Source organism: Paraburkholderia sp. J67 (assembly GCF_905220265.1).
In the GTDB taxonomy this organism is placed as follows: Bacteria; Pseudomonadota; Gammaproteobacteria; order Burkholderiales; family Burkholderiaceae; genus Paraburkholderia.
In genome coordinates, this window is record NZ_CAJMZK010000001.1 from 892035 (window position 1) to 918260 (window position 26226).

Consider the following 26226-nt stretch of genomic DNA (forward strand, 5'->3'; position numbering starts at 1 on the left):
CGGGCGACCCACTCGCCCAAGGGCGAGCAAGCGATCGCGCGCCCTTTTATCGCTGCTTAGGAGAGTGCACCGGATGATCAAAATCTGGGGACGCGCCAACTCGGTGAACGTCCAGAAACTGCTGTGGTGTTGTGACGAACTCGTGCTGCCGTTCGAGCGCATCGACGCGGGCGGCAAGTTCGGCCGCATCGACGAACCAGCCTTTCTCGCCATGAACCCGAACGGCAAGGTGCCGGTGCTTCAGGACGGCAACTTCGTGCTGTGGGAATCCAACGCGATCCTGCGCTATCTCGCGATGCAGTACGGCCCGTCGAGCCTGCTCTATCCGAACGAGCCGAAGGTGCGCGCCGGGATCGAGCGCTGGCTCGACTGGTCGATCGGCACACTCGCGCCGGCCGAGCGCCCGCTGTTCCTCGCGCTCGTGCGCACGCCGCCCGAACAGCGCGACGTCGCGAAGATCGAAGCCGATCTCGCCAGCACCGCCGCGCTGTGGACGCTGCTCGACCAGCATCTGCAAGGCCGCTTCTTCCTCGAAAACGAGCGCTTTTCGCTCGCCGATATCGTGCTGGGCGCGTTCGCGCGGCGCTGGTTCGGCCTCGAAGGCGTCGAACGCCCCATCTTGCCGAATCTCGATCGCTGGTATCAGCGGCTCGCGCAGCGTCAGGGCTTTCGCAAGTACATCGACTTGCCGCTCACCTGAGTCACGCGGTCGAAACCCGGTCGGCGCGCGCGCCGCGAGCGCCCGGCGCGCGCGCGGCCTGCCCCGTATAATCCCAGCATGAAGACAGCAAAACCGTCCCCGGACACCGCGGCCCTGCATGCGCACACAGCCGCGCACGACCACGCACACGATCATGATCACGCCCACGAGGCGCACGATCACGACCATGCACACGGTCATGGTCACGCAGCGAGTGGCGCGAACGGAACGTCGGGTACGTCGCTCGAAAGCGCACTCGCGATGGCCGAGACCTACTGCCGCGAACGCGGCGAAAAACTCACGCCGATCCGCCGCAAGGTGCTCGAACTGCTGCTGGCCTCGGGCCGTGCGACCAAGGCTTATTCGCTGCTCGACGAGATGCGCCAGATTCACCCCGGATCGGCCCCGCCAACGGTCTATCGCGCACTCGACTTCCTGCTCTCGGCAGGACTGATTCACCGCATCGAATCGATCAATGCGTTCGCGGTCTGCCACGATCTGACGCAATGTCAGCATGGCATTCTGGTGGTCTGCCAGCAGTGCGGCAATGTCACCGAACTGCACGAGCCCAAGCTGCGCCAGGCGCTGGTCGCGCAGATCGAAGCCGCGGGCTACCGGCTCTCGGGCGACGGCATCGAACTCAAGGGTATCTGCGCGCAATGCCAGGCCGGCGAGCAGGCGAGCGCCGATGGCGCGAAAGCCACCGCCCATTCCTGAGCCTTAGGGTCACATCCACTCACGCAGTTTGCACGCTTCCACGCGCCGGGATCGCCGCGCGTGAATGACGCGAAACGACAGCGGCGCCTGAAACCCGCCGCCGCGCTGCGTCAGAGCGTCAGGACGACTGGCGCGCGTCGATCGCGTCGCTGAGCAACGCGACCAGCGCCTCCGGCTTTGCCGGCTTGGTCATGAAGTGCTGGAAACCTTCACCGATGCTGCGCAAGCGCCAGCTTTCGTCCGTGTGGCCCGTGAGCGCCACCGCGACGGCCGGTGCGTGATCGCCGCGTATCTCGTGATCGCGCAGGCGCTGGATCAGGTAGAAACCGTCCATTGCCGGCAGATCGAGATCGCAGACCACTGCATCAGGCAGCAGCTTGAGGGCTGCTTCGACGCCGGTTTCGGCGTCCTCCACCGCAACGACCCGGGCCCCTTCGGCCTCCAGCAACGAGGTGAGGGAATCCCGGCTCTGCGGGTCGTCTTCGACCAGCACGATGGTCGCCTGGTCGAGCTTGTGTACTGCGTTCATTGTGTTTGCTTGAATGCCGTTCTGTCTGTTTGGCTTGCCGCGCGGCATGGCAGGCGGCGCGGTTCGCAGCTGGCAACCCATCCGGGATGCATTCGACTGCATGCCCGGGCGCTTCATTAGAGCAATATTGATGCCGTGCGTTCAGCGCCGCGCACGATAACGGTCATCGAGGTCAAGCCGATGACAATCGCGCCGCCCGCTGGCTGCTTTTCATTTCCGTGGCTTGCCGGCGCTGTCCGCCAGCTTGCCGGCGCCCTTGCCGGTCTTGGCGAAGGCTTCGAGCGCCCGTTGGCGCGCCATGTCATGCTCCACCACGGGCAGCGGATAGTCCGTGCCAAGCCGTACCCCCGCCTCGGCGAGTTGCGCCTCGCTGGCCTTCCACGGCTGATGGATCAGCTTGTCGGGCAGGCCCGCGAGTTCCGGCACCCATTGGCGGATATAGATGCCGCGCGGGTCGAACTTCTGGCCCTGCAACACCGGGTTGAAGATGCGGAAATACGGCGCCGCATCCATGCCCGAGCCCGCCACCCACTGCCAGTTGGCCGGATTGCTGGCGGCGTCGGCGTCCACGAGCGTGTCCCAGAACCACTCCTCGCCACGACGCCAGTCGAGCAGCAAATGCTTGGCGACGAACGAGGCCACCACCATGCGCACGCGATTGTGCATCCAGCCCGTGTGCCACAGCTCGCGCATCCCGGCATCGACGAGCGGATAGCCCGTCAAGCCGCGCTGCCACGCGCGCAACGCCTTGACGTCGCGGCGCCACGGCATGGCGTCGAACGCCACGCGCAGGTTGCGTTCGGCGAGATCGGGCCAATGGAAGCGCTGGTAGTAGCAGAACTCCCGCCAGCCGAGTTCGCTGAGGAATTTTTCGGCGCTGGTCTCGCGACGCGTGGGCGAGCCGCCGTGCCTGCCATGTTGTGCCGCCTTCAACGCCGCGAACGCCTGACGCGGCGAAATCGCCCCGACGCGCAGATACGGCGAGAGACGGCTGGTGGCCGCGACGCTCGGGTCGTCGCGCTCTTCGGCATAGGCTTCGAGATCGACGGCAAGAAACTCACGCAGTCGCGCAAGCGCCGCCTCTTCGCCCGCCGGCCAGGCGTCGCGCATGCCGCCGGCCCAGTCGGGCTTTTTCGGCTCGAAGCCCAGATCGTCGAGCTTCGATGCGAGTTGGGTAAGTCCTGCCGGTAGCGATTGAAAAATCATCCGTTCCGGCGCGGGTTCGGGCGGCGGTGGATCACCCGCGCGGCCGCAGGCGCGCCAGAAAGCGGTGTAGACCTGGTAAGGCTCGCCCGTCTGGTTGAGTACCGTCCACGGTTCATACAGCAGCGCACCGTTGAAACTCTCGACCGTCAGGCCGTCGTCGCGCAGGCGCGCCTTGAGCGCCGCATCGGCCTCGCGCTCCTTGCCGCCGTAGCGCCGGTTCCAGAACACGCCGGTCGCGCCGCTAGCCGCGATGCAGGCTTCGAGCGCTTCGTCCTGCGCGCCCTGCACGATCAGGAGACGCCCGCCGTGCTCACGCAGCGATGCATCGAGCGCCGCGAGCGTGACGTGCAGCCACCAGCGCAGCGCGCCGCCGGGCGCGCGCTCGCCCGCCGCCTGCGGATCGTGAATGTACAGGCAAATCAGCGGTTGCCCGGTGGCTGCGGCGTGCGCGAGCGCGGGCTGGTCGGACAGACGCAGATCGTCGCGAAACCAGACGATCACGGGGGCTGAAGCGGATTTTTTCGGAGACAGACGGACCTCGACGAAGGAAATGCCGTGCGCGGCGGCCTCGGCGTGCGAGCCGCAGCGTACCATGCGACGCGCGCGGCACCTCCCCTCAAGCAGGTCGTATGCCTTGCGTGATGAGCGCGACGGCGTGACGGGCGATTTCCTCGGCGCCGACCGTGCGCGGCACGACATCCTTGCGCCAGACCTGCGCCGTGGCGAGCGGCAACAGCGTGAGCCCGAGCAGCGACTGGAACAGCAGCGACGGCTCCAGCGCGGGGTTGAGCTTGCCCTCGCGCTGCCAGCGCACGATTGCGTCATGCACGCGGTGCTGCTGCGCCTGGCCGAAGCGCGCGTGCATGCGCTGGCGCAGCAGGCCGCCTTCGCTGATGACCTCGCGCACCCACAGCGGCGCGAACCACGGATTGGCCTGCCCCACTTCCACGAAGCGGCGCGTGAGCGCGGTGAGCGCGGCGACGGGATCGTCCGGATGCGCCTCGAAGCAGCCGCCGAACGCGGCGCGCTGCGGCAGGAACCGCTCGTCGATGAGGACGTCGATCAGGTGATCGCGGGTCTTGAAGTAATAGTGCACCATCGCGGACGTCACGCCCGCCTCACGCGCGATCGCGGCGAGCGTGGTGTCCAGGATGCCCTGACGCGCGAACAGCGCAAGCGCAGCGGCAATCAGGCGCTCGCGCTGCTCGGCCCCGCCCACGCCGCCGCTCGGGCGCCCGGGACGGCGCGCGGCGGGCTTGAGCGGCGCGTCATCCGAAGCCGCAGCTTCCTCGACGGCGGCCTTGCGGCCCCTCTTTTTCACATCCGGTTCGTTCGACTCTTTCATCTCGTTACGTCTTCAGACTTTGACCGACAACAGGAATTGTCCTAATATTAATCGCCGAGTTAATTAATTTCAAGATTCCCGATGCCTTCAAGATTTCGCAAGGCTGGAGATCCCCCGATGCCATCCACCACGCAACACCCCGCCGCCGTGACGGGCAGCACGCCCGACACAGCCACGCAATCGCATCCGCCGCTGCGCCTGCTGTTTCCCGCGCTCCTGCTCGTCATGCTGCTGGCGGCACTCGACCAGACCATCGTCTCGACCGCCCTGCCCACCATCGTCGGCGAACTGGGCGGGCTCGACCGGCTCTCGTGGGTCGTGACCGCCTATCTGCTCACCTCCACCATCGTCGTGCCGCTGTACGGCAAGTTCGGCGATCTGTTCGGCCGCAAGATCGTGCTGCAGACGGCCATCGTGATCTTTCTGGTGGGCTCGGCGCTTTGCGGCGTCGCGCAGAACATGCCGCAACTGATCGCGCTGCGCGCGCTCCAGGGCATCGGCGGCGGCGGCCTCATGGTCGTGACGATGGCGGCCGTGGGCGACGTCATCCCGCCCGCGCAGCGCGGCAGGTACCAGGGCATGTTCGGCGGCGTGTTTGGCGTGGCCACCGTGATCGGGCCGCTGCTCGGCGGCTTTCTGGTCGAGCACCTGTCGTGGCGCTGGATTTTCTATATCAACCTGCCGCTCGGTGCGCTCGCGCTCGTCGTGATCGGCGCGGTGTTCAAGCCGCGCGTGGTGCAGGTCAAGCACGTGATCGACTACATGGGCGCGGGCTGGCTCGCCGCCGCGCTCACCTGCCTGATCCTGTTCACAAGCGAAGGCGGCTCGCTGCTGCCGTGGAATTCGCCGCAGCTCTGGCTGACCCTGCTGATGGGCCTGGTCGCCATCGCCGGCTTCATCCATGAGGAAAAGCACGCAGCCGAACCCATCATGCCGCTGGCGCTGTTCCGCGAGCGCACTTTCGTGCTCTCCAGCCTGATCGGCTTTATCGTGGGGGTTTCGCTGTTCGGCTCGGTCACCTTCCTGCCGCTTTACTTGCAGGTAGTGAAGGGCTCGACGCCTTCGGAGGCCGGCATGCAGATGCTGCCGGTCATGGGCGGCGTGCTCATCATGTCGATCGTGGCGGGACGCATCATCAGCAAGATCGGCAAGTACCGCATGTTCCCGATCGTCGGCACCGCTTGCGTGGCGGTGGCGATGATGCTGCTCGCACGGCTTCAGATCGACACCCCGCTCTCGCAGATGTATCTCTACATGGGCCTGCTGGGCTGCGGGCTCGGCATGGTCATGCAGGTGCTGATTCTCGCCGTGCAGAACACCGTGGAGTTCCGTCACATGGGCGTGGCGACCTCGGGCGCGACGCTGTTCCGCTCGATCGGCGGCTCGGTGGGCGTGGCGGCGTTCGGCGCGGTGTTCTCGCATGGGCTGCATACGCGTCTTGCCGCGCTGCTGAGCGCCGATGTCGAACTGCCCCAGCCACTCACGCCCGAGGTGATCCGCCATCTGCCGCCCGCACTGCATGCGCAGTATCTCGACGCGTTCGCGGGCGCGCTGCACACCGTCTATCTCTCGGCGGCATGCGTGGTGGTGCTGGCCTTCGTGCTCTCCCTGCTCATGCGCAACGCGCCGCTGCGCACCCACCATTGAGCCATCCGGACAGGTTCAGGCCTGGGCTTCAGCCGGCCTGAGCTTGTCCGATTCTGCCCGCTCCATTGCTCGCTGCAAGACCTCATAAACCTTCGGCCGATTGCACTGCGAAACGTTAAAACGCAGATAGCTCCCCGCATTACCCGCGACGCTGAAGACATTGCCCGGCGCGAGCACCACGCCATCCGCCAGCGCCTCGCGCGCGACCTTCGCGGCGTCGAGTCCGCCCGGCAGTTGCGCCCACAACAACATGCCCGCCTGCGGACGCGTCCAGGCCGTGAGACCCGCCGCAGTAAGACGACGCAAGGTCTCGCCCATCGAATCCGCGAGCCTCGCGCGCAGGCCGTCCAGATAGCGCCGATACGTGCCGTCCACCAGCAGACGCTGCACCAGATCGGCCGCCAGTTCTCCATTGCCGAACGACACCGCCAGCTTGAGATCGACGAGCGATTCGATCCAGTCCGCGCGCGCCGCGATATAGCCGCAGCGGGCCGCGGCCGTCATCGTCTTCGAGAAACTGCCGATCGCCACCACGCGCGCGAGACCGTCGAAGGCGGCGAGGCGCGGCGCAGGATCGGTCTCGAAGTCGGCGAAGATATCATCCTCCACGATCAGCAGATCGTGCTCCTCGGCGAGCTTGAGCAGACGATGCGCGACCGGCGGCGCGAGCGTCGCGCCGGTCGGGTTGTGGATCGCCGAATTGGTCACGTAGAGGCGCGGCCGATGCGCCGCGAGCACGCGTTCGAACGCCGCGAGATCGGGGCCCGTGGGCGTATAGGGCACGCTCACGACCTGCACGCGATGCACGCGCAGCAGCGCCTGAAAATTGAAGTAGCACGGATCGTCGACGACCACCGTGTCGCCCGGTTCGAGCAGAAAGCGGCACAGGAGGTCGAGCGCCTGACTGCCGCCGTCGGTGAGCATGATCTGCGTGGGCTCGGCGTCGATACCGTGCTGGCCGAGGCGCCAGGCTAGCTGCTGACGCAGTGCGGGCTGGCCCAGCGGCGTGGCGTAGTCGGTCAGCTGGGCGCGCGGGTCGCGGGCGATGGCGCGCAGCGCGCGCCGTACCGCATCCTGCGGCAACCACGACGCGGGCAACCAGCCGCAACCCGGACGTAACGCGCGCGAATCGGTTTCGAGCGACTGACGCGTGAGCCAGAGCGGATCGATGGCGCGGTCGATGTTCGGGCCGGGGGGGCCTGTCTTGCCGCCCTGCGCGCGCAGGGCTGCTTGACCCGCGACGAAGAATCCGGAACCGCGCCGCGCCGCCACCGCCCCTTCGGCGACCAGGCGCTCGTAAGCCTCAACCACCGTCGACTTCGACACGCCCATCTGCTCGCTCATCGCGCGGATCGACGGCACGCGCGCGCCCGCCGCGAGCGCGCGGGTCGCAATGCGCTCGCGTACGGTCTCCATTACCTGCTCGACGCGCGTCAACGCCACGCCATCCCTCTGTCCGCCCATCTGTACTGCTCCGTATTCAATACAGTTTGTCGAAATTGTACTGATGCTTAGCTTACCGGTTCGACGCCGCGCGCGCATGATCGGCCAATCGGCCTACGCCATTCTTCCGACTTCCTTCATGCGCAAACCCCTCGATTCCACGACCGACGGCTGGCTCTGCGGCCTCGCAGGCGTGCTGATCTTCAGCGGCTCGCTGCCCGCCACGCGCCTCGCCGTACTGGGTCTCGACCCGCTCTTTCTGACTGGCGCGCGCGCGACGCTCGCCGGTGCCCTCGGCGCACTGCTGCTCGTGCTGTTTCGCGCCGCGCGGCCCGAGCGGCGCGAAGTCTGGCCGCTCGTGATCGTCGCGCTGGGCGTGGTCGTGGGCTTTCCGCTCCTCACCGCGCTCGCGCTGCGGCATGTGAGTTCGGCGCATGCGATCGTCTTTGTCGGCCTGTTGCCGCTTTCCACGGCGCTGTTCGGCGTGCTGCGCGCGGGCGAGCGTCCGCAGCCTGTGTTCTGGCTCTTTTCCGCGCTGGGCAGCGCCGCCGTGGTTGCCTTCGCGCTACGCCACGGCGCCGACGCCTCGCCCATCGGCGACGCGCTCATGCTGGCCGCCATCGTCGTCTGCGGGCTGGGCTACGCGGAGGGCGCGCGACTGTCGCGCCGGCTCGGCGGCTGGCAGGTGATCTGCTGGGCGCTGGTGATCTCGCTGCCGGTGATGGCGCCGCTCGCGTGGTGGCTGATGCCCGCGTCGTTCGCGGCCGTGAGCGCGGCGTCGTGGTGGGGACTCGCCTATGTATCGCTGTTCAGCATGTTGATCGGCTTCGTGTTCTGGTATCGCGGGCTTGCGCTCGGCGGCATCGCGGGCGTCGGCCAGTTGCAGTTGCTGCAACCGTTCTTTGGTTTCGTGCTCGCCGCGCTGCTGCTGCATGAGGCCGTGCCGCCCGCGATGATCGCCGTGACGGCTGTCGTGATCGGCTGCGTGGCGGGGGCGCGTCGCTTCGGCCGCGCGACGGCCGTGCCGGTGCGGGCCGCTTGATCGAAGCCAATCGAATGACGGCGCGCGAATTTTGACTCGCTTCATTTCGGCGCGCGCGCAGGGCATAGTGGACGCGAGCGCCGCGCGGATCGCGCGGCGCATGTCATTCGCATACCGATCATGAACGCACCTCACGCCGCCGCGCCGTTGCTGCGCGACGCCACGCCCGCCGACTTCCCCGCCATCGCTGCGATCTACGCCCATCACGTGCAGTACGGCGCCGCCTCGTTCGAGGAGACGCCGCCCTCGCTCGACGAAATGCTGCGCCGTCACACCGCCGTGCGTGAACACGGCCTGCCGTGGATCGTCGCCGAAATCGACGGACGGGTGGCCGGCTACTGCTACGCCACGCCTTATCGCCCGCGACCGGCTTACCGCTTCACCGTCGAAGACTCGATCTACATCGACGAAGCTTTTCGTGGACGCGGACTCGGCCGCGCGCTGCTCGCAGCGCTAATCGCACGCTGCGAATCAGGGCCGTGGAGGCAAATGCTCGCCGTGGTCGCGGACCCGAAAGGCGGCTCGCTCGCGCTGCATGAGAGCCTGGGTTTCGAGTCCGTGGGCACGCTGCGATCGGTCGGATTCAAGCATGGCGCCTGGCGCGATACGGCGCTCATGCAACGCTCGCTCGGCGAAGGCGATGGGAGCGCGCCAGGCGGAGCGACCTGATTTCATCTGGATACCTAACTTATCAGACTTTCCCGATGTCGCTCCGCCTCATCGGCATCGCTCGCTTATTTACTAACCGGCGACTTCGTAGTCGGCGTCGCGAGTGTGTTATTGCTCGTCGGCGCACTGTTGGAAGTTTGCCCGTTGCTCATGCCATTCTGCGAGCCCGCGTTCGGCAAGCCCGTACCCACGCCACTGTCCGAATTCGTGCCACCCGGCATGCCATAACCGCTCGTCGAATCGTTCGTCTGGTTCATCTGACTCGTGGCCGGATTGGCCGTGCTGCCGTGGCTCGAACCGCCTGCTCCCGCCGATTGCGCAAAAGCGCCGCCCGACAGCGCGAGTGCGGCGACCGCCGCGATCAATGTGCTGGTTGCCTTGTTCATGATCCGTTCCTCCTTGTTAGCTCCACCCAGGACTGAAGACGACACAGGCGAACACCGCCTGCTTGACCATGAACTGAGCAACCCCTGTGCCGCACGCATGGGGAGGCGCGGCGCGAACCCGTAAAATAGGTCCTCCCCGCGTTTAGAGGACCACCGCCCCATGCAATCGCTACTTGTGCACGTTCACCCGTCCAACTGGAGTTTCCTGTGGGACGCGCTCACCGCCTTCGCGCTGCGCCTGTGCGCGGCCGTGGCGATCCTCTGGCTCGGCTGGTGGGTCTCGCGGCGCGCAGGCAACTGGCTCTCGCGCCAGGGCAGCATCGACGCCACGCTGCGCCCCATCGTGCGCGACAGCGCCGTGTGCGGCGTGCGGCTCGTGGCGATCGTGGGGGCGCTTTCGCAGATCGGCATCCAGACCGCCAGCATCGTCGCCGTGCTGGGCGCCGCCGGTCTCGCCATCGGCCTCGCACTGCAAGGCACACTGCAAAACATCGCGGCCGGGATCATGTTGCTGCTGCTGCGCCCCTTCAAGGTGGGCGACTATATCGACGGCGGTGGCGGGAACGTCGCGGGCACGGTCGAGGAAGTGAATCTCTTCACCACTCGCCTCACCAAGCCCGACGGCATCTGCGAATACGTGCCGAATAGCGCGCTGTGGAGCAATTCGATCCGCAATTACAGCCGCAATCCCACACGCCGTCTCGATCTCGAAGTGGAGATCTCAGTGCGCGACGATGTGAATCGCGCCATCGATGCGCTGCGCGCGCTCGCGACTGCCGATCCGCGCGTGCTGGCCGCGCCCGCGCCGCAAGTGATGGTCACGCGCTTCGACGATAGCATCGCAGTGCTGAATATCCGCGTCTGGGCCAACATCGATACGTTTTGGGAAATGCGCTGGGAACTGTCGCGAAAAGTGCGTCAGACGCTCAACGACGCGCACTTCGCGCTGCCGCTGCGCACACGCGAATTGCATATCGTGCAGCCGGAAGGCAGCGCGGCCGAGGCACCGGCCGTCCCGCAAACGCCGTAATCAGGCCAGCGCGGGCAAGCGGCGGAACAGCGTCGGGTAGTCGAGCACGAGACCGTCCGCGTCGATCTTCAGATTCGCGGTGAAGTCGCGAAAAATGCCTTCATAGCGATACTCGCGATCCAGCTCGATGCAGACGTAAGCCTGCGCGACGCGCGTGGGCACGAGTTCCGGCGCGGCGATATAGGCGACCTCGATCGGACGGCGTTCGCCGCGTGCGAGACCGAGCCGCCGGATCGGCAGCGAGTTCGTGAACGGCGTGGCCGCGATGTCGATATCGATGCAGCCTTCGATTGCGTCGAGCGCGCGCCCCTCGACGTCGCGCCAGTGGCCGAGTCCGTCGCCGTGCATCGCGAAGCTCGCGCCGCCCATCACGCGAAACGCAGCGTAGGTCACGCGCCAGCGCTTATCGCAGTGCACCGTGTAACAGAGGCCATAAGCCTTGCCGTAGCGCTGCCCGACCACCACGCTTTCCACGCGGATCGCGTCATCGCTCGCCTCGAAGGCCAGATGCTCGATCCCCTCGCCTTCTTCTGAAGCCCAACGTACTTCGCGCATGGAGCGCCTCCGCGCGGTTGACCTGCGGTTGACGGGATTTTTCAGGCAATGGCGGCTATCGTAGCCCATCGCCGCAAATAGCGACTATCACGCCCACGCGTGCGCAGAACACCCCGCTTCGCCTATCCTCGCGAAGCGGCGCCCACGCCGTCATTTCCCTGCTTTCGTCCGATCCGCCATGCCCACCCACGCGCCCTTGAGCGCCTCATCCGCCGCCAGTTTTGCCGATCCGTTACAGCCGTTACGCACGCTGCTGCGCAGCCTCGGCCAGATCGTTCTGCAACGGCATGCGGGCACCGGCGCCTGCGTGCTCGCGGCCCTCGCGCTCTGCGATCCCCGGCTCGCCTGCGCGGCGCTGATCGGCGCGACGGCGGCCAATGTCTGCGCGTTGCTGGGCCGCGCGCCGCTCGATGCGATCGACGACGGCCTGGCGGGCTTCAACGGCGCACTCGCTGGCCTCGCGGCCTTCACCTTTGCCGCCGATACGGCGACGGCCGTCGCGCTATCCCTGCTCGCAGCGGCGTTCAGCGCGTGGGTCGGCACGCCGCTCGTGGCGCTGCTGCGCCGGGCGAACCTGGCGGTGTATTCGGCGCCCTGCCTGCTCGCGACCTGGCTCTGGCTCGCCTTGCACATGGGCGGCGAGCGCGCCGCCGCAGCCGATGCATCCGCGCCGGTTCTATTCGCCGCCAACGCTTTCGACGCCCTGTCCGGGCTGCTGAGCGGTCTCGCGCAAACCGTGTTCGCCTCCGGCACGCTGCCGGGCCTCGTGCTGCTCGCGGGCATTGCGTGGTCCTCGCGGCGCGCGGCGACGTACGCCCTCGGCGGCGCGGCCCTGGCGAGCGTGCTCGAATACGGGCTGGGCGCGCCGCCCGCGAGCTTCGCCGCCGGTTTGTGCGGCTTCAACGGCGCGCTCGCTGCGCTGGCCGCCAGCGCGCTCGGCCCGCGCGCCGCGATCTGTGCGACGATGCTTGCCGCGGCGCTGCACGTCGCTGCCGCGCGCCTGGGCCTGCCCGCGATGACCGCGCCGTTCGCACTCGCAGGCTGGGGCGTGCATCTTGCGTGGCGCCTGCCGCTGCGTCAGCGACCGTCAGGCAAGCCGAAACACCGAACCGTCCGCTGAAGGAGCCGTCCATGTCATTCGCCCATCGTCCGACCGGCATCGCCGACGCCACACCGCCTTCGGAAGCCGAGTTGCAACTGCGCGTCGATCTCGCCGCCGCCTACCGGTTGATTGCGCTCTACGGCTGGGACGACCTCATCTACACGCACGTCTCGGCTGCCGTGCCTGGCGAGCCGGGGCGCTTCCTGATCAACCCGTTCGGTCTCGCCTTCGACGAGGTGTGCGCGTCGAATCTCGTCAAGATCGACACCGAGGGCCGCATCGTCGGCCATAGCGAGCACCCCGTGAACGCGACCGGCTTCGCGCTGCACGCGGCCGTGCATCTGGCGCGCGCCGACGCGGTCTGCGTGATGCATCTGCACAACACCGCGGGCATCGCGGTGTCGATCCAGCGCGACGGCCTGCTGCCCGCCTCGCAGCATGCGCTGCGCTTCTACGGCCAGTTGGCATGGCATGACTACGAGGGGCTGGCCTTCACGCCCGCCGAAGGCGCACGTCTCACGGCGAGCCTGGGCGACAAACCGGCAATGCTGCTGCGCAATCACGGCACGCTCACCACGGGGCGCACGATCGCCGAGGCCTGGGTCCTGATGGCAACGCTCATCAAGGCCTGTGAGATCCAGTTGCAGGCACAGGCGGGCGGCGTGCCGCTCGTGGTGCCGCCGCCCGAGGTCTGCGCGCGCACCGCTGAGCAATTGTTCGACGGCGGCGCGATCGAAGGCATGCTCGAATGGCCCGCGCTGCTGCGCAAGCTCGATCGCATCGACCGCTCGTATCGCGACTAAAAGCAGGACTAAACCCGCCTCATCGTTTGAACGCCAACCAGGAGATCCCTATGCCCACATTCCATGTCGAACTGTTCGAAGGCCGCACGGTAGAGAAGAAGCGCGAACTGGCCGCCGCGCTCACCGAAACCACCTGCAAGGTGCTGGGCTGCGATGCTCAATCCGTCGACATCATTTTCCACGACGTCAAGCCGGAAAACTGGGCGACGGCCGGCAAGCTCTGGAGCGATCCGCGCTGAGCATCCGCGCTCCACAATTAAATCGTCATCCTGATTAATTCATCACGAAGCGTCGCCACGCTGACGACGCTTCGCTTCTCCTCCCCGCCTCAATTCGCCACCCCGGATCGAACACCTTTTTCGCGCGCACCTGGGCCAATTGCCGCACCGCGCGCAGCCTCCCCGGAAATTGACGCATATTGCCGCAGCGCGCACCCTTTGCGTTAGATCAAGCCATCTCAAATCTTCAATCTAAATTGATCTTTATCAACGCGTTAGCGCAGCCAATCGCCGCCTGACGATTGACTGCTGCGACATGCTGGCGCAGATCGCAGTGCAGCAAAACGCGCGCCGTTCCCCTACGCTTACGTCCATTCGCACGGTGCCTCGCGCGACGGTTTCCCCGCCGCCGCGCCCAGCGCACCGCGCAGTGTTTTCCGACGAACAAGCCAAGTACAAGCACGCATCAGGCCCACACATGCACTCGTCCCTCCCTGCTCTACCGGCGCTTTCCGCGTTCGATCTGGCCCGGCTCCAGTTCGCCTTCACGGTCTCCTTCCATATCGTCTTTCCGGCGCTCTCCATCGGCCTCGCGAGTTTCATCGCGGTGCTCGAAGCCTGCTGGCTCAAGACGGGCAAAACCTTCTACAAAGACCTCTGCCACTTCTGGTCGAAGATCTTCGCCGTGGCATTCGGCATGGGCGTGGTCTCCGGCGTGGTCATGAGCTACGAGTTCGGCACCAACTGGGCTGGCTTCTCGTCGTTCGCCGGGCCGGTCACCGGCCCTCTGCTCATGTACGAGGTCATGACCGCGTTCTTCCTCGAAGCGGGCTTCCTCGGCATCATGCTGTTCGGCTGGAACCGCGTGAGCCCGCGCGCCCACTTCGGCGCGACGCTGATGGTCGCCATCGGCACGCTCATCTCCACGTTCTGGATTCTCGCCTCCAATAGCTGGATGCAGACGCCGCAAGGTTTCGAAGTCGTCAACGGCCATGTCGTGCCGACCGACTGGTTCAAGATCATCTTCAATCCGTCGTTCCCGTACCGTCTCGCGCATATGGCGATCGCGGCCTTCATCGTGGCCGCGCTCGTGGTGGCCGCGACGGGCGCGTGGCACCTGCTCAAGGGTCGTCGCGATCCGGCCGTGAAGAAGATGTTCTCGATGGCGCTCGGGTTGCTGCTCGTGCTCGCCCCGGTGCAGGCATTCGTGGGCGACGCACACGGTCTGAACACGCGCGAATACCAGCCCGCCAAGATCGCCGCGATCGAAGGCATCTGGGACACCGAACAAGGCGGCACGGCGCTCAATCTGTTCGGCATTCCCGATATGAAAGCCGAAACCACGCGCTACGCCGTGAAGGTGCCGCATCTGGGCAGCCTGATCCTCACGCATAGCTGGGACGGCGAGATTCGCGGCCTCAAGAGTTACCCGCCCGAAGATCGTCCGAACTCGACGCTCATCTTCTGGACCTTCCGCGTGATGGCGGGCTTAGGCATCCTGATGATCGTACTGGCTCTGGCCGGATGGTGGCTGCGCAAGCGCGGCACGCTTTATGAATCGCGTCTGTTCCAGCGCTTCACGCTGGCGATGGGCCCGACCGGTTTCATCACGCTGCTCGCGGGCTGGATCACGACCGAAGCCGGCCGCCAGCCGTGGGTGGTCTATGGCGTGATGCGCACTTCCCAAGCGGTCTCGCCGCTCACCGCGCAGCAGGTCGGCATCTCGCTGATGGCGTTCGTGGCCGTGTACTTCCTCGTGTTCGGCACGGGCATCTATTACCTGCTCAAGCTCATGCGCACCGGCCCGGCACTGCCCGGCGCGTCCTCGCACGGCGGCCACCCTGGCCACGATAGCCACGGTGACACGCCCGACGGCATCGAGCGCGAAGCGCACCCGGCGCTGGCCGCGAATCAGACCGCGCGCCGCCCGATGGCCGCCGTCGACGAACTGATCGACGCCTGACGCGCCTTTGCAGCGACCCTTCATACGCACACAGAAACGAGGCAACGCAATATGGATGTCACCGTCATCTGGGCCGCGATCATCGCGCTCGGTCTTTTACTCTACGTCGTGCTGGACGGCTTCGATCTGGGCATCGGCATCGTGTTCCCGTTCTTCCCCGACGAGGAAGAGCGCAACCTGATGATGAACACGGTCGCCCCCGTCTGGGACGGCAACGAAACCTGGCTCGTGCTGGGCGGCGCGGGGCTGTTCGCCGTGTTCCCGATCGTCTACTCGACGGTGCTTTCGGCGCTCTATCTGCCGCTCGTCTTCATGCTCGCCTGCCTGATTTTCCGCGGCGTGTCGTTCGAGATCCGCGCCAAGGCCAATCGCACGCGCCATCTGTGGGATCTGGCCTTCATCGGCGGCTCGACGGGCGCGGCGTTCTTCCAGGGCATCGCGCTGGGCGCCTTCCTGCAAGGCATTCCGATGCAGGACGGCCATTTCGCAGGCGACGCCTTCGGTTGGCTCACGCCGTTCAGCCTGCTCACGGGCTTCGGTCTCGTCGCCACTTACGCGCTGCTCGGCAGCTGCTGGCTCGTCGCCAAGACCGAAGGCGATCTGCAACGCCGTCTGCACAAGCTCGTGTGGCCGCTCACGGTCATGCTGCTCGGCTTCATCGCGCTCGTGAGTCTGTGGACGCCGCTGCAAGACCCCGCTATCGCCAACCGCTGGTTCTACTCGGGGCTCTTCTGGCGTCTCGCGCCGGTGCCGCTGCTGGTTGTTGCGTGCGCGATCTGGATGCGCTGGGCCGTGCAGTCGCGCCATCACAAGACGCCGTTCGTGGCTGCGCTCGCGCTCGTGCTGCTCGGCTATGTCGGCCTGCTGGTGAGTCTGTGGCCCTATGCGATCCCGCAGCATCTGACGCTCTGGGAAGCCGCCGCGCCGCGCGAAAGCCAGACCTTCACGCTGATCGGCGCATCGTTCATTCTGCCCATCATCCTCGCCTATACGGCGCTCGGTTACTGGGTCTTCCGAGGCAAGCTCAATCATGGCGACGCTCACCACTACCACTAAGCGCGAACGCGCCACGTTGCCCGCTGCACAGACCCGTCGCGCCTTGCCCGGCTGGCTCTGGTTCGTGCTGCTCTGGTGCGGCGGCGTGGTCTCGGCGGTTTCGCTCGGCTACGTGTTCAAGATCTTCATGAACCTCACGCTGTTCGCCGTCAAGTAGCATGAACTAGCCGAAAAACCCGGAAATCGCGCACGCCCGCCGCGCGAAACGCTCACGCCGCGTTAGACTGTAGGCCGTCTGTAACTTCGATCATAAGAACCATGCAACAGATGACCTTCATGGAATGCGTGAAGCGCGCGTGGGTGAGCGCCGGGGAAGCCGTCAAGCGCATGCCGGCCGTGGTGCTGGGCGCACTGGCCATCTACGCCGTGCTGGGCTGGCTCGCGCTGGCCGGCCGGCCCATGCCGGGCGAAGGCGACACACCGTCCACCGCGCTCGTGCTCGCGGGCAACCTCGCCTCCATCTTCAACGGCTTCGTCTATCTCTGGTTCACGCTGAAGGTCTACCGCTTCGTGCTGCTCGACGAACGCACCGAGCCGATCATGCCCAATGGCGCGCGCCCGATGCTGCGCATGCTCGGCCTCGGCATGCTGATGATGCTGTTCTTTATCGCCACCGGCGCGGGATTGTGGTTGGCGCTGCGTCCGCATACCGAAGCCGGTGCGGCCTTTCTCGCGTTGATCGTCGCGGCGATCTGGGTATTCATCGGCGTGCGCGTGAGCCTGCTCTATCCGGCGCTTGCGATTGGCGGACGTTTCTCGCTGGCCGCCGCGTGGCGTGACAGCCAGGGGCACTTCTGGACCGTGCTGGGCGTCTCCTGCGTGGCGGCGCTACCGCTGCTCGTGTGCGGCGTGGCGGTGCTGATCGGGCTGGGTCTCGCGGGCGTCTCGCCCGCCATCGTGCAAACGCCTGGCTGGTTCACCGCGCTCGCGATCGCGCAGAGCGTCGCCAATCTCGCCTTCGCATTGCTCACCAGCTCGGCGCTGGCGTGGCTTTATCGGCGCTATGCGAATGCGTTGGGGGCGTCTACCGCCTCCTCCGCTCGCTGAATAACGCGCCCGGTCTCACCACACGCCAGGCACGAAGCGATACTTCACCCGCTCCAGATACGCGCGATAGCCCGGCAGTTCCGCGGCTAGCGCGCGCTCCTCACGCACGGCGCGCCAGCCGACGCCTGCCACCATCGGCGGCACCCAAAGCAGCCCCCACCACGACCCCAGCATGAGTGGCGTGCCCGCGAGCAGCAGGATCGCGAACGCGTACATGGGATGGCGCACGTACGCATACGGGCCGCTGTCGCTGACCGCATGGCCGCGCTCGCGCTGGATTTTCACGACGGGCGCCGCATAGCGATTTGCCGCAAACACGCCGCGCGTCGCGTAGATATCGGCGAAGATCGCCATCGCGCCGACCACGCTCAGCCAGAGCGGCACATGCGACCAGCGAAACCGTACGGCGTCGAAACCGATGAACACAAGCCACGCGCACCAGCCCAGCGCGACCGCCATCATGAATATGCGATCCCAGCGCGCCTGCTCGCGCTGCGCGAACGGCGCGAGGCGCTCGACCAGCAAGCCGGGATCGGTGCGCGCGAGCCACAAGCCGATCCACGTACAACATGCGGCCCATTCGAGCAGCCAGAGCCACGCGGCGGTCCACGCGAACGTGCCCGCTCCGGCGAACAGCAAGGCGCCCTGAAGCGCGAGCCAGATGACGGTCTGCGCGAAGAGCCGCGCGAGCAGCGGCTTGTTCATCGGCTTATGCATCGTCTCCTCCTCGCGTCATGCGCCCGTGCGCGTCGTTAGCGCGCGCTGCTCTCTTCGCGCCCTTCCACACGCGCGAACATTGCAGGCAGATCGAAACCTGCCGTATTGAGTTTGAAGCCTTCCTGCAAGCATTGCGCGAGTTCGTTCGCGTTCGCGATAAAGCGCTCCGTGAGGCGTTGGCCGTTACCGTCACGCTCCGTGTAGCGATTATTGAACAATACTGCGCGCCGCCCTTCGTGTTCGATACACGCAATCAGGTTGTCGCGGAAAAACGAATCGGGCGCCGCGGAGGTGTACCAGTTCGCCACTTCGTAATCGACCCATTGTGCGGGAGCATCGTCGAAGCGATAGACATCGACCCACGCCTGACCATCGAAATGCTCGAGCATCCATTCGCTCGTGCCGAGCGGCGCGAGACGCGCCGGTTCGAGCAGCGTGGGCTGCGCGCCGCGCTCGACAAACGACAGCGGCACCGACAGCGACGCGCCGCCAAAACCCACGTCGGCGAGCCAGGCCTGCCCGTCGATGTTCACGCGCAACAACATATGCGTGCGCGGCGCAATCGTGCCAGCCGGGCGGCCGAACACCACGCGCGCCGCGAGCGGTTCAACCTCGAAACCCAGTTGCATGAGCGCGTGTGCGAGCAACGCATTGTGTTCAAAGCAATAGCCGCCGCGTCGCGACGCCACCAGTTTCGCGACGATATCGGGCAACGCGACGGACACGCGTCGTGCCGAGAACGGATCGAGATTCTCGAACGCAATCGCCCGCGGATGCAGACGATGCAGCGCGCGTAAAACATCGAGCGTCGCCTCGCGCGGACCGTCATAGCCAATACGCTCGAAGTACTGATTTAAATCTAATTTTAATTCCGACATCGGTCTCACCCGCGAAGCAAACAGATTAAGAAAACAGCGAAAAAACGCCTGCCGCCGCCATCATATTCGAGTTCTTTCCTCATACCGAATACCCTCAAATCTGAACGAATGTAATCGTCAGGATCGCGGATGAAAGTCACTCGTAAACAACCCGCTTACGACCCGTAATTAATGTGAGAATCATTCTCATTTGTGTTGACTCTAATATTAGCGATGAGTACGATTGCGCCGTCTCGGAGACAAAAGTTTCAGGCCGCTGACACAGCGTGCATGGAGATTCGATCCCGCTATAAAGAATTAAATAAGTAAGGAATACGATGAAACTGAACCGGTCAGCGCGCACATTCGGACGGCGTGCGCCCGCTATTCGGGGACTTGCGATGTGGGCGGCCTGCGCCGCCTTCGCATGCAGCGCCGCTCAGGCGCAGTCGAGCAACCCCGATGCCGCGCCCGAAGCTCCCGAGGCCGATCTTTCGATCAAGGCACAGCCGTCGAACTTCATGACCGGTATCTGGACGCGCCAGAATCTGCTCGGCGACATGGGCGGTCTGCGACCGTGGCTCGGCAAGTACGGTGTCACGTTCGAGCTCACCGAGACGAGCGAATATCTCGCGAATCTGCGCGGCGGTCTGAACCGCGGCGGCACCTATGACGGTCTCACGACGGCAACGGTGCAGGTCGATACGAGCAAGGCGCTCGGCATCCCGGGCGGCCTGTTCAATATCAGCGCCCTGCAGATTCACGGCTCCAACCTGAGCTCGAATAATCTCGGCACGCTGAACACGGCGAGCGGCATCGAGGCGCAGGACACCACGCGTCTGTGGGAGATGTGGTATCAGCAGTCCTTCCTCGACAAGAAGCTCGACATCAAGGTCGGTCAGCAGAGTATCGACCAGGAATTCATCACGAGTCAGTACGCAGCGCTATTCGTCAACACGATGTTCGGCTGGCCTGCGCTGCCCTCGTACGACATGCCCTCGGGCGGCCCTGCGTATCCGCTCGCGGATCTCGGCGTGCGCGTGCGCGGCCAGATCACGCCGTCGCTCACGGGCTTGATCGGCGTGTTCGATGGCGACCCGCTCGGCAACAACCCGAACAACCTGAGCGGCACGAACTTCAATCTGCATAACGGCGCGCTCGTGATCGGCGAGTTGCAGTACGCGATCAACCAGCCGTCCGAAGGCGAACTCGTGAGCGCGGACAGCCACGCGCTGCCAGGCACCTACAAACTGGGCTTCTGGTACAACAGCAATTCGTTCGCCGACCAGCATTACGACAACACGGGTCTGTCGCTGAACAATCCGGCCAGCACCGGCATCGCGGCCCAGCATCACGGCGACTACAGCATCTACGCCGTCGCCGACCAGATGATCTGGCGTCCGGACCCCGACGAGCCGCGCAGCATCGGCGTGTTCGCGCGCGTGATGGGCGCGCCTGGCGACCGCAACCTCGTCAGCTTCTCGGCGAATGCGGGCGTGGTCATGAAGGCGCCGTTCAAGGGTCGCGACAACGACAGCGTCGGTCTTGCGGTCACCTACATCAAGGTCAGCAACGCCGTGCAAGACCTCGATATGGACTATCGCACCTTCAATACCGGTCCCTACGGCGTACGCACCCAGGAAACCACCCTGGAAGCGACGTACCAGTATCAGGTCACGCCGTGGTGGCAATTGCAGGCCGATGCGCAATACACCTTCAATGCCGGCGCCGGCCAGAATCCGAACGATGCGACCCAGCCGCTGCGCAACACCTTCGTGGTGGGCGTGCGCACCAACATCACGTTCTGATCCGCACCATCCGTTTATGTCTAACCCCAAGTCCTCACGCCCCCACACCGCGCACCCCGACGTGCGCGTGTGCTCCCGTGAGGCACGGAGAAATACAATGAATCACGCCATGCGCAAGCTGCTGCTGTGCTCGGCTCACGCCACCCGCGCGGCGCTCGCGCTTTCCGCCGCCGCCATGCTGGGCGCGCCGCTCGCAGCACACGCCGATCCGCAAGGTCTGCTCGAATCGGTTCACCATCACACCACGCTCATCAACACGGTGCCCGACAACGGCGACCAGAACCCGTACGCGATCTTCGTCGCGCCGGTGAGCGCGGGCGCAGTCAAGCAGGGCGACGTGCTGGTCGACAACTTCAACAATGCCGCGAACCTCCAGGGCACGGGCAGCACGATCGTCGACTATCATCCCGATACGAAACAGATGACGCTGTTCGCGACGATCCCGCGCGACCTCAAGGAATGTCCTGGTGGCGTGGGCCTGTCGACTGCGATGACGATGCTGAAGTCGGGCTGGGTGATCGTCGGCAGCACGCCGAGCAATGACGGCACGACCGGCACCAAGGGCGCGGGCTGCATGATCGTGCTCGACAGCGGCGGCAAGATTGCAAAAGTCATCAGCAGTCCGAATATCAACGATCCGTGGGGCAATATGGCCGTCGTCGACAACGGCGACCATGCCACGCTGTTCGTAAGCAACGCGGGCTTCGGCGTAGGCGGCGCGGACGGCAATCCGCCCGTGTTCAAGCAGGCCACGGTGCTGCGTATGGATCTCGACATTCCGAACGGCCAGGCGCCGGTCGTGAAGGGCGAGACGGTGGTGGCGAGCGGCTTCGGCGCGCAGGCCGACAAGGGCGTGTTCCTCGTCGGCCCGACCGGCCTCGCGCTGTCCGCCGACAACAAACTGCTGTACGTGTCCGATGCGATCGGCAACCGCATCAACGTGATCGAAGATCCGCTCACGCGCGACACGAGCGCGGGCGTGGGCCGCCAGCTCACCGCCGACGGCCTGCTGCACCGCCCGCTCGCAATGATCCTGACGCCGCAGGGCCATCTGCTCGTGACCAATGCACTGAACGGCCAGGTCGTGGAAATCGACCCGGTCGCGGCGAAGCAACTCTACGCACGCTGGATCGATACCGACAAGGCGCAGACGCCGCCCGGCAACGGCGACCTGTTCGGCATCGCGCTGACTCCGGCGGGCGACGGCTTCTACTACGTGGAAGACGACGTGAATACTCTTGTGCTGGCGAAATAAAATCATGTCCTCCGATGATTCCCAAGACCAGCCGCGGCAGCCCGCGCGGCGCGGTTTCCTGAAGGCGGGCGGCGCGGCCGTCGCGGCGAGCGCCACGCTCGGCGCGGCGCTCGCGCAGACTCAGGCGCAAGCCGCCGAAGCGAAACACCCGGCGGTTGCGGATCCGTACACCGCCGTCGAACCGTTCTACGCCCCGCATCAAGGCGGCATCGTCACGCCGCAGCAGGCCCATACCTATGTGGCCGCGTTCGATCTGACGACCACCTCGCGCGACGACGTCATCAAGTTGCTGCGCCAGTGGACCGAGTCCGCCGCGCGCATGACGCAAGGTCAGAGCGCCGCTGCGCTCGAAGGCGTGAGCGACGATCATCCCGCGCCCGATTCGGGCGACGTGCTCGGTCTCGGCCCGGCGGGTCTCACGGTCACGTTCGGTTTCGGCCCCGGCCTGTTTGTCTCCGAAGGCAAGGATCGCTACGGCCTGGCAAGCAAGCGCCCCGCTGCGCTCGTCGATCTGCCGCGCTTCAACGGCGACCAGTTGCTGCCCGAGAAAACCGGCGGCGATCTCTATGTGCAGGCCTGCGCGAACGACGCACAAGTGGCGTTCCACGCCGTGCGTCAACTCGCGCGCCAGGGCTATGGCATGCTGCGCATGCGCTGGGGTCAGGCGGGCTTTCTCTCGGGCCCGCGCGGCCAGACGCCGCGCAACCTGATGGGCTTCAAGGACGGCACCAACAATCCGCCCACCAGCGACGCCGCCGCGATGAAGGAATTCGTCTGGGCCACGTCGCCCGACACGCCTTGGATGCAGGGCGGCACCTATACCGTCGTGCGCCGTATCCGCATCACGCTCGAACACTGGGACCAGATGGAAACCGGCTTCCAGGAGCAGGTGTTTGGTCGCCGCAAGTACAGCGGCGCGCCCATCGGCAAGGAGAAGGAGTTCGACACGGTCGACCTCAACGCCGAGGACAAGGACGGCAATCCGCAGATTCCCGACAACTCGCACGTGCGCCTGTCGAATCGCGCCTCGAATAACGGCGCGCAGATCCTGCGCCGCTCGTACTCGTACAACGACAGCACGAACTTCTATATCGAGCGCTGGCCGCCGTGGCGTCAGGAAACCGAATATGACGCGGGCCTCATATTCGTCGCCCACCAGGCCGACCCGCGCACGGGCTTCATCCCGATCAACGAGAAGCTCGCGAAGTTCGACATGATGAACCAGTTCACGACCCACGTAGGCAGCGCGATCTTTGCGTGCCCGCCGGGCGCGAAGCCGGGTTCGTTCATTGGCGCCGAATTGTTCGAGGCCTGAAAACGCGGGCTTTTCTACACAGATTCGACGCACGCATTCGACACAAGTATTCGACAAGAACGGATAACGACCGATCATGAAAACAACATTCCTTGGCGCGCGCCTGCGCGCCGCTGCTGTCGCTCTCGCCGTCGCGGGCATGGTGCCGCTCGCCGCGCACGCCGCCTCGATCACGCTCTACAACGCGCAGCACGAGCAGGTGGTCAACCAGCTGGCGAAGGACTTCCAGCAACAGACCGGCATCGACGTGAAGATCCGCAGCGGCGAAGGCCCGGCGCTGGCCGCGCAGCTCGTGGCCGAAGGCGAGAAGACGCCCGCCGACGTCTACTTCACCGAGAACTCGCCCGAGCTGATGCTGCTCGAAGAGAAAGGTCTGCTCGCGCCGGTGCAAAACGGCACGCTCACCCAGGTGCCCGCGCACTACAACTCGCCCGCTGGCCAGTGGGTCGGCGTGACCGCGCGTGAGAACGTGCTCGCCTACAACACCGCGAAGGTGCCGGCCGCGCAACTGCCGCAGTCGATCTTCGATCTGGCCAAACCCGAGTGGAAGGGCAAAGTGGGCATCGCGCCGAGCGACGCCGACTTCCTGCCGCTCGTCGACGCCGTGCTGGCCGCCAAGGGCGAAGCCGCCACGCTCGCCTGGCTCAAGGGCCTGAAAACCAACTCGCAGGTCTTCGACGACGACGAAGGCGTAGTGGCCGCCGTGAACCGCGGCGCCGTGGCCACGGGCATCATCAACAACTACTACTGGGACCGCCTGCACGCCGAGATCGGCGACAAGCAGACGCGCAGCGCCGTCGCGCACTTTGCCGACGGCGACGTGGGCGCCCTCGTGAACGTCTCGGGCGCAGCCATTCTGAAGGCCGCGCACAATCCGGACGGCGCCCAGAAGTTCCTCGCTTACCTCGTGAGCGAGCGTGCGCAAAAACTCATGGCGCAAGGTCACATCAGCTTCGAGTATCCGCTGCGTGCCGGCGTCGCGGGCGACCCGATCAACAAGCCGTTCGACCAGTTGAAGCCGCCCGCGCTGACGATCCAGCAGCTCGGCGACGACAGCCAGGCCGCCCGTCTGCTGCGTCAGGCCGGCCTGCTCTGATTCACAAGGATGACTGATTAAATTGTGAGTGAAGCTGTTTCCCCGGCACGCCCCGTGCCGGATCTCCTCGACGGCGCAACGGGCAAGCCCGTGCGCCGGCGGGCGCCGCGCGCGCTGTTGCTGGCCGCGGCGCTCGGCCCATTTCTGGTGCTGCTGCCGCTCGCACTGACGTTCTGGCGCGCACTCTCGTTTTCGCAGGAATCCGGTTTCGCCGATACGGCGGATCTGATTTTCCGGCCGCTCGTCGGCGAGTTGCTCGTCAACACGCTCGAGATCACCGTGAGCGCGACGCTGGCCTCGGCGGTGCTCGGCACGGCGGTAGCCTGGTTCGTCGAGCGCACCGATGTGCCGGGACGACGCGCCTGGGCGCTGCTGGCCGCCGCGCCGCTTGCGATGCCCGCCTTCGTCACGAGTTATGCGTGGGTCTCGCTGAGCCTCGATCTACAGGATTTTCTGGGCGCGCTGATCGTCATCACGACCGCCTATTTCCCGCTCGTTTATTTGCCCGTGGCCGCCGCGCTGCGCGGGCTCGATCCCGCGCTCGAAGAGTGCGCGCGCGCGCTCGGCTGCAATCGCTGGACTACCTTCGTGCGCGTGGTGCTGCCGCAGTTGCGCCCTGCCCTGCTCGGCTCGATGCTGCTGGTCGCGCTGGGCGTGCTGTCCGAATTCGGCGCCTTCACGCTGCTGCGTTTTCGCACCTTCACCACCGAGATCTACGCCGAATACCGCACGAGTTTCGACGGCGGCGGCGCCTCGCTGCTCGCCTGCGTGCTGATCCTGCTGTGTCTCGTATGTCTCGTGTTCGAGTTCCGCGTGCGCGGCCGCGCGCGCTATGAGCGCGTCGATCGCGGCACGCGCCGCGCGAGCGTGCGCCATGCGCTCGGCCGCTGGCGCTGGCCTGTCGCGCTCGGTTTCGTCGCGCTCAATATCGGCACCCTGGGCGTGCCGCTCGGCATGATCGGCTACTGGCTCACGCAGCCCGGCGCCGCCGCGATCACGCCCGCCGATGTCTCGCCCGAACTGCTGCTCTCGACCACCTTCGCGTCGCTGCGCCTCGGCCTCACCGCCGCCGTGTTCACGACCTTGCTCGCGCTGCCGCTCGCGTATCTGCTCGCGCGCTATCCCAGCCGCGCGGCCACCTTCCTCGAACGCACCGCGTTCATCGCGCAAGGCGTGCCGGGTCTCGTGATCGCGCTCGCCATCGTGTCGCTCGCGGTGCGCGCGCTGGAGCCGCTCTATCAGGGCAACACGCTGCTGATCGTGGCCTACGCGATCCTGTTCCTGCCGCTCGCGCTGGTGAGCGTGCGCGCCGCGCTCCTGCAGGCGCAGCAGCGCCTCGAAGAGACGGCGCGGGCGCTCGGCCTCGGCTGGTTCGCCACGCTGCGACGCGTCGTGCTGCCGCTCGCGGGGCCGGGCCTCGGCGCGGCGGCGTCGATGGTGTTCATCTCCGTGGTGACCGAGTTGAACGCCACGCTGCTGCTCGCGCCCATCGGCACGCATACGCTCGCCACCCAGGTCTGGTCCGATACCGCGACGCTCGCGTTCGCCGCCGCCGCACCCTATGCAGCGCTGCTCACGGCCTTGTCGCTCGCGGCATCGGGTCTGCTGTTCGCGTTCGCGGGCAAGTCGGCGCTCGCGGCGCATGCGTCCGCGCCCTTGCCCGCGCAGAGCGCCGAAGCGCCGCCCGGCGGCGACGCGGCCTGATCGACGCACTTCCCGT

26 protein-coding genes are annotated in these 26226 nt (G+C 66.0%); 18 read left to right on the forward strand and 8 right to left on the reverse strand.

The genetic code is table 11. From position 1 onward, the window contains the following. Window positions 1-73: 73 nt before the first annotated feature. The gene (locus tag U5782_RS03755; RefSeq protein WP_322042449.1) at window positions 74-700 is read left to right on the forward strand and encodes a glutathione S-transferase; all 627 of its coding nucleotides are present in this window, start codon (window positions 74-76) and stop codon (window positions 698-700) included. A gap of 78 nt (window positions 701-778) precedes the next feature. Beyond that, window positions 779-1417, forward strand: coding sequence for a Fur family transcriptional regulator (locus tag U5782_RS03760; RefSeq protein WP_322042450.1), 639 nt, complete (start codon window positions 779-781; stop codon window positions 1415-1417). 118 nt (window positions 1418-1535) lie between these two features. Here U5782_RS03760 and U5782_RS03765 read toward each other — a convergent pair whose 3' ends face one another. The 3 genes from U5782_RS03765 to U5782_RS03775 all read right to left on the reverse strand — a co-directional run bounded on the left by U5782_RS03765 (window position 1536) and on the right by U5782_RS03775 (window position 4497). Then, window positions 1536-1946 carry a response regulator gene (locus U5782_RS03765; RefSeq protein WP_415914233.1) on the reverse strand — a complete coding sequence of 137 codons (411 nt, stop codon included), beginning with the start codon at window positions 1944-1946 and terminating at the stop codon, window positions 1536-1538. A gap of 210 nt (window positions 1947-2156) precedes the next feature. Further along, window positions 2157-3746, reverse strand: a complete 1590-nt coding sequence (locus U5782_RS03770; protein ID WP_322042452.1) for a deoxyribodipyrimidine photo-lyase — start codon at window positions 3744-3746, stop codon at window positions 2157-2159. 22 nt (window positions 3747-3768) lie between these two features. Next, window positions 3769-4497, reverse strand: a complete 729-nt coding sequence (locus U5782_RS03775; protein ID WP_415914234.1) for a TetR/AcrR family transcriptional regulator — start codon at window positions 4495-4497, stop codon at window positions 3769-3771. Window positions 4498-4614: 117 nt separating this feature from the next. Here U5782_RS03775 and U5782_RS03780 point away from each other — a divergent pair, with 117 nt between their 5' ends. Further along, the gene (locus U5782_RS03780; RefSeq protein ID WP_322042454.1) at window positions 4615-6144 is read left to right on the forward strand and encodes an MDR family MFS transporter; all 1530 of its coding nucleotides are present in this window, start codon (window positions 4615-4617) and stop codon (window positions 6142-6144) included. A 15-nt stretch (window positions 6145-6159) separates the two neighbouring features. Here the strand turns inward: U5782_RS03780 and U5782_RS03785 are convergent, their stop codons facing one another. Next, window positions 6160-7608: a PLP-dependent aminotransferase family protein gene (locus U5782_RS03785; protein ID WP_322042455.1), complete on the reverse strand. Its 1449-nt coding sequence runs from the start codon at window positions 7606-7608 to the stop codon at window positions 6160-6162. A gap of 118 nt (window positions 7609-7726) precedes the next feature. Here U5782_RS03785 and U5782_RS03790 point away from each other — a divergent pair, with 118 nt between their 5' ends. Together U5782_RS03790 and U5782_RS03795 are read left to right on the forward strand one after the other, a co-directional pair. Further along, complete coding sequence (locus U5782_RS03790; RefSeq protein ID WP_322042456.1) at window positions 7727-8629, forward strand: DMT family transporter; 903 nt, start codon at window positions 7727-7729, stop codon at window positions 8627-8629. Window positions 8630-8749: 120 nt separating this feature from the next. Then, window positions 8750-9298: an N-acetyltransferase family protein gene (locus U5782_RS03795; protein WP_322042457.1), complete on the forward strand. Its 549-nt coding sequence runs from the start codon at window positions 8750-8752 to the stop codon at window positions 9296-9298. Between the two features lie 65 nt (window positions 9299-9363). Here U5782_RS03795 and U5782_RS03800 read toward each other — a convergent pair whose 3' ends face one another. Then, window positions 9364-9684, reverse strand: coding sequence for a hypothetical protein (locus U5782_RS03800; protein WP_322042458.1), 321 nt, complete (start codon window positions 9682-9684; stop codon window positions 9364-9366). A gap of 160 nt (window positions 9685-9844) precedes the next feature. Here U5782_RS03800 and U5782_RS03805 point away from each other — a divergent pair, with 160 nt between their 5' ends. Beyond that, window positions 9845-10714 (forward strand): mechanosensitive ion channel family protein, encoded by an 870-nt coding sequence (locus tag U5782_RS03805; RefSeq protein WP_322042459.1) that lies wholly within the window; start codon window positions 9845-9847, stop codon window positions 10712-10714. Here the strand turns inward: U5782_RS03805 and U5782_RS03810 are convergent, their stop codons facing one another. Next, window positions 10715-11269, reverse strand: coding sequence for a putative glycolipid-binding domain-containing protein (locus U5782_RS03810; protein ID WP_322042460.1), 555 nt, complete (start codon window positions 11267-11269; stop codon window positions 10715-10717). A 178-nt stretch (window positions 11270-11447) separates the two neighbouring features. Here U5782_RS03810 and U5782_RS03815 point away from each other — a divergent pair, with 178 nt between their 5' ends. From U5782_RS03815 to U5782_RS03845, 7 genes are all read left to right on the forward strand, one after another. Further along, window positions 11448-12389: an urea transporter gene (locus U5782_RS03815; protein ID WP_322042461.1), complete on the forward strand. Its 942-nt coding sequence runs from the start codon at window positions 11448-11450 to the stop codon at window positions 12387-12389. A gap of 11 nt (window positions 12390-12400) precedes the next feature. Further along, the gene (locus U5782_RS03820; RefSeq protein ID WP_322042462.1) at window positions 12401-13174 is read left to right on the forward strand and encodes a class II aldolase/adducin family protein; all 774 of its coding nucleotides are present in this window, start codon (window positions 12401-12403) and stop codon (window positions 13172-13174) included. 50 nt (window positions 13175-13224) lie between these two features. After that, window positions 13225-13413: a 4-oxalocrotonate tautomerase gene (locus tag U5782_RS03825; RefSeq protein WP_322042463.1), complete on the forward strand. Its 189-nt coding sequence runs from the start codon at window positions 13225-13227 to the stop codon at window positions 13411-13413. A gap of 457 nt (window positions 13414-13870) precedes the next feature. After that, complete coding sequence (locus tag U5782_RS03830; RefSeq protein ID WP_322042464.1) at window positions 13871-15355, forward strand: cytochrome ubiquinol oxidase subunit I; 1485 nt, start codon at window positions 13871-13873, stop codon at window positions 15353-15355. 51 nt (window positions 15356-15406) lie between these two features. Beyond that, entirely contained in the window at window positions 15407-16411 is a 1005-nt protein-coding gene (gene cydB / locus U5782_RS03835; RefSeq protein ID WP_322042465.1) for a cytochrome d ubiquinol oxidase subunit II, read from the forward strand. Next, window positions 16383-16568: a hypothetical protein gene (locus U5782_RS03840; RefSeq protein ID WP_415914245.1), complete on the forward strand. Its 186-nt coding sequence runs from the start codon at window positions 16383-16385 to the stop codon at window positions 16566-16568. Before cydB ends, U5782_RS03840 begins: the two co-directional genes overlap by 29 nt. 101 nt (window positions 16569-16669) lie before the next feature. Then, window positions 16670-17458 (forward strand): hypothetical protein, encoded by a 789-nt coding sequence (locus tag U5782_RS03845; RefSeq protein WP_322042467.1) that lies wholly within the window; start codon window positions 16670-16672, stop codon window positions 17456-17458. A 15-nt stretch (window positions 17459-17473) separates the two neighbouring features. Here the strand turns inward: U5782_RS03845 and U5782_RS03850 are convergent, their stop codons facing one another. After that, entirely contained in the window at window positions 17474-18151 is a 678-nt protein-coding gene (locus tag U5782_RS03850; protein ID WP_322042542.1) for an isoprenylcysteine carboxylmethyltransferase family protein, read from the reverse strand. Window positions 18152-18210: 59 nt separating this feature from the next. Continuing rightward, the gene (locus tag U5782_RS03855; RefSeq protein WP_322042468.1) at window positions 18211-19053 is read right to left on the reverse strand and encodes an arylamine N-acetyltransferase; all 843 of its coding nucleotides are present in this window, start codon (window positions 19051-19053) and stop codon (window positions 18211-18213) included. 380 nt (window positions 19054-19433) lie between these two features. Between U5782_RS03855 and U5782_RS03860 the strand changes: the two genes are divergently transcribed. The 5 genes from U5782_RS03860 to U5782_RS03880 all read left to right on the forward strand — a co-directional run bounded on the left by U5782_RS03860 (window position 19434) and on the right by U5782_RS03880 (window position 26210). Beyond that, window positions 19434-20840 (forward strand): carbohydrate porin, encoded by a 1407-nt coding sequence (locus U5782_RS03860; RefSeq protein WP_322042543.1) that lies wholly within the window; start codon window positions 19434-19436, stop codon window positions 20838-20840. Between the two features lie 97 nt (window positions 20841-20937). Continuing rightward, complete coding sequence (locus U5782_RS03865; RefSeq protein WP_415914235.1) at window positions 20938-22095, forward strand: hypothetical protein; 1158 nt, start codon at window positions 20938-20940, stop codon at window positions 22093-22095. Window positions 22096-22099: 4 nt separating this feature from the next. Continuing rightward, window positions 22100-23410 carry an iron uptake transporter deferrochelatase/peroxidase subunit gene (gene efeB / locus U5782_RS03870; protein WP_322042469.1) on the forward strand — a complete coding sequence of 437 codons (1311 nt, stop codon included), beginning with the start codon at window positions 22100-22102 and terminating at the stop codon, window positions 23408-23410. Between the two features lie 76 nt (window positions 23411-23486). Continuing rightward, the gene (locus U5782_RS03875) at window positions 23487-24506 is read left to right on the forward strand and encodes an iron ABC transporter substrate-binding protein (RefSeq protein WP_322042470.1); all 1020 of its coding nucleotides are present in this window, start codon (window positions 23487-23489) and stop codon (window positions 24504-24506) included. 24 nt (window positions 24507-24530) lie between these two features. After that, window positions 24531-26210, forward strand: a complete 1680-nt coding sequence (locus tag U5782_RS03880) for an ABC transporter permease (RefSeq protein ID WP_415914236.1) — start codon at window positions 24531-24533, stop codon at window positions 26208-26210. Window positions 26211-26226: the final 16 nt, after the last annotated feature.